This is a genomic window from Gracilibacillus suaedae, from assembly GCF_017599345.1.
Taxonomy (GTDB): Bacteria; Bacillota; Bacilli; order Bacillales; family Amphibacillaceae; genus Gracilibacillus; species Gracilibacillus suaedae.
Genome location: NZ_JAGFVL010000042.1, coordinates 64,878 through 77,534 on the forward strand (window position 1 = coordinate 64,878; position 12,657 = coordinate 77,534).

General features: G+C 38.6%; 13 protein-coding genes and 1 riboswitch. Of the genes, 11 read left to right on the top strand and 2 right to left on the bottom strand.

The window, feature by feature from the left end:
- Nucleotides 1-120 precede the first annotated feature (120 nt).
- From J5J03_RS12655 to J5J03_RS12665, 3 genes are all read left to right on the top strand, one after another.
- Nucleotides 121-867: an ABC transporter ATP-binding protein gene (locus J5J03_RS12655; protein ID WP_208589989.1), complete on the top strand. Its 747-nt coding sequence runs from the start codon at nt 121-123 to the stop codon at nt 865-867.
- Nucleotides 860-2,077: an ABC transporter permease gene (locus tag J5J03_RS12660; protein WP_208589991.1), complete on the top strand. Its 1,218-nt coding sequence runs from the start codon at nt 860-862 to the stop codon at nt 2,075-2,077. The genes J5J03_RS12655 and J5J03_RS12660 overlap by 8 nt, the downstream gene beginning before the upstream one ends.
- A 198-nt stretch (nt 2,078-2,275) precedes the next feature.
- Nucleotides 2,276-3,499: a TraB/GumN family protein gene (locus tag J5J03_RS12665; RefSeq protein ID WP_208589994.1), complete on the top strand. Its 1,224-nt coding sequence runs from the start codon at nt 2,276-2,278 to the stop codon at nt 3,497-3,499.
- A gap of 247 nt (nt 3,500-3,746) precedes the next feature.
- Here the strand turns inward: J5J03_RS12665 and J5J03_RS12670 are convergent, their stop codons facing one another.
- Together J5J03_RS12670 and J5J03_RS12675 are read right to left on the bottom strand one after the other, a co-directional pair.
- Complete coding sequence (locus J5J03_RS12670) at nt 3,747-4,913, bottom strand: M20 metallopeptidase family protein (protein WP_208589997.1); 1,167 nt, start codon at nt 4,911-4,913, stop codon at nt 3,747-3,749.
- 147 nt (nt 4,914-5,060) lie between these two features.
- Nucleotides 5,061-5,504 carry a ferritin-like domain-containing protein gene (locus J5J03_RS12675; protein WP_208589998.1) on the bottom strand — a complete coding sequence of 148 codons (444 nt, stop codon included), beginning with the start codon at nt 5,502-5,504 and terminating at the stop codon, nt 5,061-5,063.
- A gap of 141 nt (nt 5,505-5,645) precedes the next feature.
- A riboswitch (TPP riboswitch) is annotated at nt 5,646-5,742 on the top strand.
- Nucleotides 5,743-5,832: 90 nt separating this feature from the next.
- On the opposite strand from J5J03_RS12675, the gene tenI reads away from it, so the two are divergent.
- The 8 genes from tenI (at nt 5,833) to J5J03_RS12715 (ending at nt 12,029) form a co-directional block, all read left to right on the top strand.
- Nucleotides 5,833-6,450, top strand: a complete 618-nt coding sequence (gene tenI, locus J5J03_RS12680; protein WP_208590000.1) for a thiazole tautomerase TenI — start codon at nt 5,833-5,835, stop codon at nt 6,448-6,450.
- Complete coding sequence (thiO, locus tag J5J03_RS12685; RefSeq protein ID WP_208590002.1) at nt 6,443-7,555, top strand: glycine oxidase ThiO; 1,113 nt, start codon at nt 6,443-6,445, stop codon at nt 7,553-7,555. The genes tenI and thiO overlap by 8 nt, the downstream gene beginning before the upstream one ends.
- A gap of 23 nt (nt 7,556-7,578) precedes the next feature.
- Nucleotides 7,579-7,788 (top strand): sulfur carrier protein ThiS, encoded by a 210-nt coding sequence (gene thiS / locus J5J03_RS12690; RefSeq protein ID WP_331460488.1) that lies wholly within the window; start codon nt 7,579-7,581, stop codon nt 7,786-7,788.
- Nucleotides 7,789-7,794: 6 nt separating this feature from the next.
- Nucleotides 7,795-8,565 carry a thiazole synthase gene (locus tag J5J03_RS12695; RefSeq protein ID WP_208590006.1) on the top strand — a complete coding sequence of 257 codons (771 nt, stop codon included), beginning with the start codon at nt 7,795-7,797 and terminating at the stop codon, nt 8,563-8,565.
- Nucleotides 8,558-9,577 carry a ThiF family adenylyltransferase gene (locus tag J5J03_RS12700; protein ID WP_208590013.1) on the top strand — a complete coding sequence of 340 codons (1,020 nt, stop codon included), beginning with the start codon at nt 8,558-8,560 and terminating at the stop codon, nt 9,575-9,577. The genes J5J03_RS12695 and J5J03_RS12700 overlap by 8 nt, the downstream gene beginning before the upstream one ends.
- A 98-nt stretch (nt 9,578-9,675) precedes the next feature.
- A complete protein-coding gene (locus J5J03_RS12705) occupies nt 9,676-10,098 on the top strand; it encodes a disulfide oxidoreductase (protein WP_208590008.1) in 423 nt (140 codons plus the stop codon).
- A gap of 1 nt (nt 10,099) precedes the next feature.
- A complete protein-coding gene (locus J5J03_RS12710) occupies nt 10,100-10,591 on the top strand; it encodes a thioredoxin family protein (protein ID WP_208590009.1) in 492 nt (163 codons plus the stop codon).
- Between the two features lie 154 nt (nt 10,592-10,745).
- Entirely contained in the window at nt 10,746-12,029 is a 1,284-nt protein-coding gene (locus J5J03_RS12715) for an IS110 family RNA-guided transposase (protein WP_208587795.1), read from the top strand.
- The last annotated feature ends 628 nt before the right edge of the window (nt 12,030-12,657 follow it).

Consider the following 12,657-nt stretch of genomic DNA (forward strand, 5'->3'; position numbering starts at 1 on the left):
CATAGGTTGTACTGAATTTTTTTCTTTATACAATTAAAATTTGGTATAATGATGAGGAATTGGAAATACGTATAAGTGCAACCTTTATAAAGAAATGAATAAAGAAAGGACGTTGAATAGATGGAGCCTTTATTACATATTAAAGATTTAGAAGGTGGATACACGCATAAAAATGTACTGCATGGTATTTCATTTGATGTGAAGCCAAATGAAATTGTTGGATTAATTGGATTAAATGGTGCGGGAAAAAGTACGACGATTAAGCATGTAATTGGCTTAATGCAAGCTAAAAAAGGAACTGTCTCGATTAAAGGAAAGACATTCCAAGAAGCACCGGAAAGGTACAGGCAACATTTTTCTTATATTCCGGAAATGCCTGTATTATATGATGAATTGACATTAGAAGAGCACTTGCGTTTAACGGCTATGGCTTATGATATACCAGAAGAGGTTTATCAGGCACGTGTCACACCACTGTTAAAAGAATTCCGCTTAGACAAGAAATTGAAGCTGTTTCCTATTCATTTCTCTAAAGGGATGAGACAGAAGGTGATGATTATGTGTGCATTTCTGGTTGAGCCTGATTTATATATTGTGGACGAGCCTTTTGTCGGGTTAGATCCGCTTGGGATTCAGTCTTATCTACAGTTAATGAATCAAATGAAAGAGCAAGGTGCTGGCGTATTAATGTCGACACATATTTTAGCAACGGCAGAACGTTACTGTGATCGTTTTGTTATTTTGCATGATGGGAAAATTCGTGCAAAAGGGACGTTGGAAGAATTAAGAAAAGCCTTTGACCGACCGCAAGCTACATTAGATGATCTTTACATTCAATTAACGAAGGAAGCCGATCAATATGCTTAATCCACGCCGGTTATTTGCTGAACGTTTGTCTGCACATATGAAGGAATTAAGCAGATATTTGCGTTATATACTCACAGGACATCTTGCGATTGCCATGGTGTTTATTGTCGGCGCAATGTCTGTATATTATCAGCAGTTTTTAGAGGATATTCCTGATTACTTTCCGTCTACCTGGGTGATTGCGATTGTACTTGGTGTGGTTACCGCACACAGTCCGATTCAAACATTGTTAAAGAGGGCAGATATCGTCTTTTTGATTCCAGCAGAATCACAACTATCAGGATATTTCATTAGAGCTTTAATCTACAGTTTTGTGACACAGCTTTACTTATTCGTATTAGCAATTGCTGCTGTTGCCCCATTGTATATGACTGTTTTTCCAGAGAACTCGTCATTTGGTTTATTGTTTGTGGTATTGTTGGTGATAAAAGTTTGGGGTTTAGCAGCAAATTGGTGGATGCTACGTGTTCGGGATAAGAATGCTAGAATGATGGACAAGGTCGTAAGGTTTGCATTAATTATAACGTTAGTGTATTTCTTTCTTGTGCAAGAGATGATCTTTTTAGCGATCATTACTGTATTACTTATCGTACTGTTTGTCACGAACTATCAAACAGCTAGAAAACAGCGCGCATTAAATTGGGACTTGCTAATTGAAAGTGATTATATGCGAATGCGGTCTTTTTACAGGTTAGCCAATATGTTTACGGAAGTACCACATATGGAAACTCCAGTAAGAAAACGTCATTGGCTTGCACGCTTGTTAACTGGATCACTTCCATTCCACCAGAAGCAGGCTTATCCTTATTTGTACCGCTTAACAACCGTTAGAAGTGGAGAATATTTAGGTATCTATGCAAGGTTGCTTGTTATTGGCGGTTTACTGATTTATTTCGTTCCCAATTCATGGCTAAAGCTTGTTTTTGCTTTGCTCTTTATTTATATGATCTTTTTGCAAGTGATCCCGTTATGGAAACACCACGCAACGCTTGTATGGTTAGATTTGTATCCAATTGGCATTAATACACGAAAGCAAGCTTTTATTAAATGGATGCAGCAGCTAATGATGTTCGCAGGTGGATTATTTGTCCTATTGCTTATCGTGATAGGGGAATGGTTAATGGGAGGAGTAATGTCACTTGCTGCTTTATTATTTATTGGTATGGTGATTCCGAACTATTTGCAGAAAAGGATGGCTCAAGAAAAATAAAATGGATCAGACACTCCATAGACCTAACTTATGGAGTGTTTTTATGTGAAGTTTGGGAAAGAGTTGAATTTATTTCTGTTATCATATATACTGTTTTAGGTAAAAAATACCAAATACCAATCACATTTCGTCTTTGCTAAAAGAGGAAAACTAAATGAGTGTAGACAAAGGTTTTAGCAGAGAAAGGGGATATTTCATTTGCGAAATATTAAAAAGATAATATTATTACTAATTATTCCATTGGCGCTGATCGGTTGTAGTCAAGAGTCAATAAACTTTGAAGATGCTAATTTAGAAGCAGCGATTGAAGCAGAGTTAGGTGAATCATTCTCAGAAGAGGAAGTAGAGAACGTGACGGAATTAAATTTAACGGACGCCGACATTTCCAATTTGGAAGGTTTGCAGCAGTTTTCTTCCTTGCAATCCATTTCGTTGCAAGATAATCAAGTGGAAGATTTTTCGGTATTACAAGAGTTAGAACAGTTAGAGTCCGTAAATGTAGTGGGTAATCCTTTGGAGGCAGGTCAAGATCAATTAGATGAGCTCGCGGATGAAGGTATTGACGTTATTCAAACGATTGGCAGAGCAGATGGCCCAGGTGGATTTTTGTGGAAAGTGGAAGATGAAAATACGGAAGTTTATTTACAAGGAACGATTCATGCAGGTGTAGCAGATTTTTATCCTTTGCATGAAGAAATAGAAAAGGCGTATTTAAAAGCAGATGTGGTTGTTCCCGAAGTTGATATAACGAATGTTGATCAATCGGAAATGCAACAAATAAATATGTCGCTAGGGACTTATCAAGATGGTTCGACGGTCAAAGATCATATTTCAGATGATGTCTATTCAGAAATGGAAGAGACGCTAAGTCAGTTTGGTATTCCGATAGAAGCGGTTGAATTTTACAAACCATGGATATTAGCAAATACGATTCAGCAGCTCATGACACAACAGTTAGGCTATACCCAAGGGGTTGATCAATATTTTCTGAATAAAGCAGCGGATGATGGCAAAGAAATAATTGATTTAGAAACCGCAGAAGAGCAACTGGAAATCTTTGCAGATACATCTGAAGAATATCAAGAGGCAATGTTGGCATCTTCCTTAGTAACTGTGATCGAGTATCAACAGCAAATGGAGAAACTATTTGAAACGTATGAGCAAGGTGATGAAGAAGGATTGCTTGAAGTATTGTCTGAAGAAGAGGATGGTTCTTCGGAAATGCAAGAAGAAAACGAAGCATTTATGAAAGCAATCAATGATGACAGAAATCAGAATATGGCAGAGCAAATCGTTCGCTTTCTAGAAGAGGATGAAGCAGATACATATTTTGTGATGGTAGGTAGTCTTCATTTATTACAAGATCCTCATATTCGTTCGATTTTGGAGGAAGAAGGATATACAGCGGAACGAATTCACTAAGTAAATAAGGATCGATACCATCCTTCATTGAATATCAAGTTCTGCTCCTTGGATAACGCGCTCCCTTCCATGGATATTAAGCTCTGTTCCTTGGATAACTCTTGTTCTTCCTGGGATATTGGTCTTTATCCAAGGAAGAATGATACTTTTCCAAGCAACAGCAACAATTATCTTAGACCAAAAACGTGAGCATCAAAAATAAAATGATGCTCACGTTTTGTTGTAACTCGAAAACTTCTTTATTAACTTATTCATTTACATTCAACGTAGCAGCTATTAATGTTTTGGCTGCTATTTTCATTGCTCGCTCGTCAAAATCAAACAAAGGGTGATGGTGTGGCACGAAGCCATTTTCGATTTGGGCGCCTGTAAAGAAATAGGCACCAGGTTTTTCTTCTAAATAGTAGGCAAAGTCTTCACCTGTCATACTTGGTACAATCATTTCAGCCTTCTCTACTTCTTTCACCTGTTTGGCAGCAGCTAATACCTTATCAGCATGCTCTGCATGGTTGACAACAGGTCTGTATCCGTAGTCATAATCAAAATCATAGGATACATCATAGCCAATACATGTGCCTTTTATCACTTTTTCGATTTCCTCTTTTATAAAATGTTGTACGTCCGGATTAAAGGTGCGTACCGTTCCATCAATCATCGCTACATCTGGAATAACATTGTACGCATCACCTGCATGAAATTGCCCGATCGATAGGACGGCTGTTTCTAATGGATCAATCCGTCTTGAGACAATTTGCTGTAGATTCGTTACAAGTTGTGAACCGACTACAATCGGATCTTTCGTTTGGTGTGGCATTGCTCCATGGCCACCTTTTCCTTTTATTTCAATGGTGAAGTGATCTGCTGCTGCCATAAAGTTTCCTCGTGATGTCTGAACGATTCCATATGGGGTATTAGTCCAAAGGTGTGTACCATAAACGACATCAACATACTCCAGTACACCTGCTTCAATCATCGGTTTAGCACCACCAGGAGCAAGCTCTTCTGCGTGCTGATGGATAAAAACAACAGTACCGGGCAGTTCTTCTTGATATTTCTTTAGGACTTTGGCAACGGCAAGTAATGTCGTTGTGTGTCCGTCGTGTCCACAGGCATGCATCACACCGTCGTTTTTGGATTTATAAGGCAAATCTTTTTCATCTTGAATAGGTAGTGCATCAAAGTCCGCACGCAATGCCACAGTTTTACCAGGCTTAGCCCCTTTTAATGTGGCTACGATACCATTTCCTCCGACATTTGCTTGATATGGAATATCTAATATTTTATATTGTTCCTGAATAAATGCAGCTGTTTTATATTCTTGAAAGGAAAGTTCAGGATATTGATGCAAAAATCTGCGCATTTCCACCATTTCATCATATAAGCCATCAATTTCCTCAAATAAAGTGTCCCTCATATCCTCACCTCACAGAAGCTTTTCTTTCTATTATATCATAGATTACTAGTGTTTCCTTTAAATGAAAATCAGGAGAAGGGACAAAAAAACAACCTCCTGTTAGTGGAAGTTGTTTTTTCTATATATGAAAAAAAGGGGTTAACGAGTTTATTGAAAGCTTTTGTCTGACAAAAGTCGTTCCGTTTCTTCTTTGTGGCTTGTTTCATCGGCAATGATGTCTTCTAATTTCACAACAAGTTCCGTTAAACCAAGCTCATCAGCTTGTTGTTTTCTTTCTTCATAGCGCTCAATCGTTTCTGTTTCAGCTTTAAGCGTAGCCTCTAACATTTCTTGAACATCTGTTAATTGTTCAACTTTCGCTGGTGTTGTGGTTGGTGTGCCACCTAGTGTTTTGATTTTGTCGGACAAGTATAAAGCGTGACCGATCTCATCATTTATTTCATCTTCGAAAAATGGTTTTAAGAATGAACGATATAATCCTGAAACAACAGATGCGTGATACGTATACATGATCGTTGCCGCATACTCATTTGCTAAATCCTCATTTAATCCATCAATTAAAGCTTGTAATTTTTCTTGATCTTGTGCCATTTCTTTCAACATCCTTTCTATTGATCATCTCCATTATATATCTACCCTTAAGTGAAAATGATTAAACATAAAAATGGAAATTTTTTTATTGGCGATTATGTCATACTATGTTATCCTTTTCATATAAGAAAAAATAATACGTAAGAACACTAGGGGAGCCATTTGGCTGAGACGAATCTTCGGACCCTTTGAACCTGATCTGGTTAACACCAGCGGAGGGAAGTGGTAGAAAAGCAATCAAAATGTAGCTTTCCATACATACCACTCGTCCATGCTGGATGGGTGGTTTTTCTATTTTTATTTCCTCTAGAAAAAAGGAGTAGGAACAATGCATGGAATACACCTTATTTCAAATGGCAGGTTGACAGAGCAACATTTGCAGCTTGTATCGGAGAATATCACTCACATTAATTATATACATCTGCGAGAAAAGACCAAAACGGCGAAAGAAATCTTGGAAATGATTGATTTTTTGATAAAAGCAGGTGTTCCTGCTGAACGTATTATTATCAATGACCGTCTAGATGTAGCGTCGATAAAAAAATGTTATGGCGTACAGCTTGCCTATCATAGCATTCCGGTTGCAGATGTGAAACGCTTCTTCCCGGCACTCCGTATCGGTAAATCCGTTCATTCCTTGGAGGAAGCCATAAATGCAGAACAACATGGTGCAAACTTTCTAGTATATGGTCATGTTTTTTCCAGTAACTCTAAACCTGACATCGAACCAAGAGGTATTAACTCGTTAGCTGATGTAACCAAACAAGTTTCCATACCTGTCATCGCAATTGGCGGGATTACGAAACAAAAGATAAACCAAGTGCAAGAGGCAGGAGCTAGTGGTGTTGCGATTATGTCAGGAATATGGGATGCCGAAGATCCTACTGAAGCAATAAAGTGTTACCGTCAAGTGTTCGACGCGAGGAAGGAGGAACAGTTTGAATAAATTATATGATCAGATTATTGTTGGCGGTGGAGTAATGGGAGTTTCGATTGCCTACCAGTTAAGTAAAAGAGGTTACAAGGTTTTGCTGATAGAAGAAAATAAAATTGCTGCTGAGGCATCCAGTGCAGCAGCTGGCATGCTCGGTGTGCAAATGGAGTTCGAACAGGACTCACCATTATTTCAATTTGCCAAAGAAAGCAGGGAATTATACGCTGATTTAGCGGAAGAACTGCTGCAAGAAAGTGGTATTGACATTCAATTAATCGAAAAAGGTGCCTTAAAGCTAGTCTATCACCAAGATGAACTGGATACGTTAAAACGAATTGCAAGTTTTCAAACAGAACAAGGAGCAGAGGCAAAGGTGATCTCACCAGGGAGTATCCCGGAAAAAGAAATGACAACCGATTTTTATGCAGCTCTTTATTGTCCTAGAGAAGGGCAAGTATCAGCTCCTCACGTAACGAAAGGCTTTGCGAAGGCAGCTGAGCATTATGATGCGGTCATAATGGAACAGACGAAGGTAGACGATATCATCATCGAAAACGGAAAAGTGACAGGTGTGAAGACAGATGAAAAAACGTATACTGCTGACGGGGTCATTATCACTTGTGGATTTAAGAGCTCATATTTTTCCCGATACATGCAAGAACTCATACCTGTAAAAGGAGAATGTCTGTCTGTTGTGACAAAAAAGCCTCTGATTCAATCGACGATCTTTACAGAAGGCTGTTACCTTGTTCCTAAAAGAGGTAACCGGATCATTATTGGCGCCACCTCGAAGTCAAATCAAACGGATAAAGAGGTGAAAGTAGCAAGTGTCCTGCATTTGTTATCGCGGGCCAAACAGATACTCCCGGCATTAAATCGGGCAACGATAGATAAGATTTGGGCGGGTATACGTCCCTTAACGAAAGACGGATTTCCTTATTTAGGCGAAGTACCAGATGTATCAGGATTATATGTTGCAACAGGGCATTATCGTAATGGTATATTACTGGCGCCTCGAACTGCTTTATTTATGGCAGATATGATCGAAGGAAAATCAGTCGACCCAATCTATTTAGATACATTTTCCTTGAGAAGAGAAAGCCTTCTATCTGTTTAAAGTGAAGGCTCACAAAAGGAGGGGTGATTTTGGAGATTATCGTAAATGGTGATCCGTTAGAAGTTAGTGAAGGGATCACTAATATTGAAGAGTTAATCCAAGAATTACGTTTGGAGAAGAAATCATTAATTGTCGAGCATAATCAAACGATTTTAAAAAAGGAAAAACATAAAGACACGGCAATTTCAGAAGGTGACCGATTGGAAATTGTCCATTTTGTTGGAGGAGGATGAAAAACAATGCTACAAGTAGGTAATTATACATTTCAATCACGATTATTTTTAGGAACAGGAAAATATCCAAACTATGATATGCAGAAACAGGCAGTAGATGTATCAGAAACAGAGGTGCTGACTTTTTCGGTGCGTCGGATGAATATTTTTGATCCGGACCAACCCAATTTTCTCGAAAAAATAGATTTGAAGAAATATCGTTTTCTGCCCAATACTGCTGGTGCTAAAAATGCAGAAGAAGCAGTCAGAATCGCTAAGTTAGCAGATGGATCGGGATTATGTGATATGGTGAAAGTAGAAGTAATCGGTTGTGACAAAACATTACTGCCAGATCCGGTAGAAACGTTAAAAGCGACCGAGATTTTACTTGCAGAAGGATTTACTGTTCTGCCATACACGTCTGATGATGTGGTACTTGCCAGAAAGCTAGAAGAACTAGGTGCTCATGCTATTATGCCTGGGGCATCACCAATCGGCTCAGGGCAAGGGATTATTAATCCATTAAACTTGCAATTTATTATCGAGCAAGCTAGTGTACCCGTGATTGTTGATGCAGGAATTGGTTCACCGAAAGATGCTGCCTATGCAATGGAATTAGGAGCAGATGGTGTGCTTCTCAATACAGCTGTTTCCGGTGCCAATGATCCTGTCAAGATGGCTGAAGCGATGAAATTAGCAGTGGAAGCTGGCAGACTAGGTTTTGAAGCGGGTCGGATTGCGAAGAAGGAATATGCTGTGGCAAGCAGTCCTAAGGAAGGGATAAGTGTTGGTGAATAATCGTTATCATCGTCAAATGCTCTTCGATCCTATCGGTGAAACAGGGCAAAAAAGATTACAGGAAAGCCATGTCGTCATTGTTGGTGTTGGTGCACTTGGTTCAAGCAGTGCGGAAATGCTAGCAAGAGCAGGGGTTGGCACGTTAACGTTGATCGATCGTGATTATGTGGAAGAAACCAATTTGCAGCGGCAACAGCTTTTTTCTGAAGAAGATGTCCGTATGCAAACTCCTAAAGTAATTGCCGCAAAAAAACGGTTAGAAGAGATTAATCATTTGATCACCATTTATGCAGAAGTGATCGATGCTGGAGTTGATGAACTCGAAGCAATTGCTCCAGAAGCGAATCTAGTAATTGATGCCACAGACAATTTTGATACGAGATTAATTATTAACGATATTTGTCAAAAGCATCATAAACCATGGATCTATGGGGCGTGTGTAGCAAGCTATGGGGTAACATTCACCGTCTTACCAGGGGAAACTCCTTGTTTACATTGCATGATGGATCATATACCAAGTGACGGTGCAACCTGTGATTCAGTTGGCATTATTAGTCCAGCAGTACAAATGGTTGTCTCTTATCAGGTAACAGAGGCGTTGAAAATACTAACAGGGAACCTGGATACACTTTCTGGAAAATTAATCGCTTTTGATTTATGGAAAAATCAGCAAATGGAATTGCAAGTAGCTAGTCTAAAGGATGATACGTGTCCATCCTGTTCGAAAAAACAGTATCCACATTTAACTTATCAAGCTCAGTTGAAAACAGCCGTTTTATGTGGAAGAAATACCGTCCAGATAAGAACAAATGGAAAAAAAGTGATGCACTTTGAAGAAATAAAAAAACATTTGGAACGCAATCAACAAATTAAATTGTTTAGCAATCCTTATTTGTTATCATTTGAGATCGATAAATATCGAGTGGTCGTATTCGGGGATGGACGCACGCTCATTCACGGCACAAAAAATGTACAAGAAGCTAAAAAAGTATATTATCAATATGTAGGGTGAAGTAGCTTTTTAAAAGCTGCTTCCTTTTTTCATAATTCATTCATTTGTTTTTCAATCGCTTGTATGTATAATTAGTGTGAGAGGAGAATGTGAACGAAATGGACAAGCGAAAGGAAATACTGTTATTTATTAGTTGGGCCGCGAGTCTAATGGCAACAATGGGGAGTTTGTTTTACTCCGAAATTATGAAATTCATACCTTGTGAATTGTGCTGGTATCAAAGAATTTTAATGTATCCACTCGTAGTTATTTATGGATATGCTGTTTATAAAAAAGATATCCGTTACGCTTTTCCAGGGGTCATTTTAAGTGGAATCGGAATTTTGGTTTCCAGCTATCACTATTTAATTCAAAAAATGCCTGGGTTACAAGAGGCTGGTGATGGATGTGGTATCATTCCGTGTACCACAACATATGTGAATTACTTAGGTTTTGCATCCATTCCTTTTCAAGCGTTGATCGCCTTTCTGGTCATCTTTATTATTCACATTTATTTAATTGTTCAACAAAGGAGCGTTTAAAGTGAAGAAAATGGTTATTTTTGTATTAGTGCTCGTCGTTATTTTTGGAGCATTAATCTTCGTAGTACAGTATCAAAATTCGAAACAGCTTGATGGGGTAGACAATCCATATAATAAATCAGATTTAGATCAAGCCACAATTGATCAGTTGGACGATCCGATGTATCAAAATCAAATCTTACCTGATGAATTAGCGAGCAAATTGGACAGTGGTGAAGATGTTACAGTTTACTTCTACAGTCCAACATGTATCCATTGCCAACGAACTACACCTGAATTGGTACCAATTGCAGAAGAATATGGTGTGGATTTAGTGAAATTGAATTTATTAGAATTTGAAAGTGCATGGTCAGAATTTAATATCGAAAGCACACCTACGATGGTACATTATGAAGGTGGAGAAGAATCTGCCAGAATAGTTGGTGAACAGCCACAATCTAATTTTGAAGATTTCTTCGAGCAAGAAGTACTAGCAGAAGCTAATGACTCATAAAAGTCATCAGCTTCTGCTTTTTTTATTTATAAGGAAAGCATTCCTGTAATAAAGCAAAATGGGTATTGAATAAAAAATACCCCCTTGGTATGATACGAGGTGTCCAAAGCTGATCAGCGAAAAGGACCCTTAATTAGAACCAAGGAGGACTATTATGTATTATAAACAAAATGAAAAAATATCACAAGTAACGGAACAAACATTAATTATCGGGATTGATATCGCCAAAAACAAACACGTTGCACGTGCGCAAGATTTTCGTGGCATACAGTTTGGAAAAGCTTTATACTTTGATAACTCATGGGAAGGCTTTGAGAGCCTCATGTGTTGGAAAGATGAATTATGCGTCCAGCATGAAAAAACGGATATTATCATGGGGATGGAACCAACGGGACATTATTGGTTACCTTTAACTTATTGGTTAAAAGGAAAACAGCTAAAAGTCGTTGTTGTCAACCCGGCTCATGTCAAGAAATCAAAAGAATTGGATGATAATTCACCAACCAAAAATGATGTAAAAGATGCCAGAGTAATATCCCGTCTCATCCAAGATGGGCGTTATTCGGAACCGAATTTACCAGAAGGTATCTATGCAGAACTGCGAGAAGGTATGAATTTGTACGAGCAATTAATAAAGGATTTTCAAGCAGTAAAAGGTCGTGTTCATCAATGGATTGACCGGTATTTTCCTGAATATACAACGGTCTTTTCCAACTGGGAAGGAAAAGCCTCTTTGGAAGTCCTCAAGATGGGATTGTTTCCGGATGAAATCGTCCAAACAGAGGACATTACCATCTTGCATGAAATTCGTAAAGCAGTCAAAAAAGGAGTGGGATTGAAAAAGATCCGACAATTAAAAGAAGTTGCCGGACATTCTGTTGGCATACAAGAAGGAAAAACCCTAGCTAGGTTAAAACTGAAAACATTAATGGAACAATATGTCCTGCTTCAAGAGAAAATAGAAGAGGCATGGGAAGTGGTAGAGGAGTTTCTAGATACCATCCCAGGCGTGAAAGAAATGGATGATATGAAAGGGGTTGGCAAGGTAACGATCGCATCATTCTATGCAGAAGTGGGCGATATAAGCAACTATACGCATCCTGAACAAATCATTAAATTGGCAGGATTAAATTTGAAACTGGCCACGTCCGGTAAATGGAAAGGCAGAACCATCATCACGAAGAGAGGGCGCCCGAAATTACGTGCTCTGTTGTTTAAAGTCATTCTGCCATTGGTGAATCACAATCCTGCATTTAAGGCAATACATGAATATTTTACGACAAGAAAAGAAAATCCATTGAAGAAAAAACAATCCTTAATTGCATTATGTTGTAAGTTAATTCGTGTATTATTTGCCATTGGAAAGAAACAAGTAGCCTTTCGTCCAGAAAAGATGTTACAGGATATCCCACATTTTCGTTTAAAAGATGCCGTATAACAAAAGATTTGGTAATGTTCTCTTCATGGAATGACAGTTATACCTAAGTGGCTTGACATGGAGCCTCTATGGGCATGATCTCCTCGCCAAGGAATCAAATGGTAAAAAATTGGCTCTGTTGGATCAGGGTATCATGCCCACCTCTCCACATCAAGCCGTGCAATGAATAGAGTGTAGTGAAAGAAAGACTACAGACGATAGTAGCGTATGAATGAAAGATTATCTTAAATAGAAACACATGAATGACATCAAGAAAACAAACACAACATCTGAAGCCACGGAGCAGCCGGCAAACTTATATACGATCGGGCAATGACCCTGGAGGAAAGCATCGCCGGCCCCACTTCATGGATAGACCGAACGAAGGAATGTATGCGCAAAGACGCTGTGAGATATGGGAGGGTTTGTCGCCATGAGTACTGTGGGAATGGAGTGCGATCATAGCACAACTAATTACCATTTTTTTCAAAACAGAAAGAATGGCTTATTAAGTACACCCTTTTTCACCATCATTCCCTAAATGATTTGGTTGACTCCAGTTATGATGTGAAGTAGTCCTTGATATGTAGATGAAATTCTAAGAAAAACAGAGTAATCAAGAGAATACGTTAGTATATAGAGGGAGTAT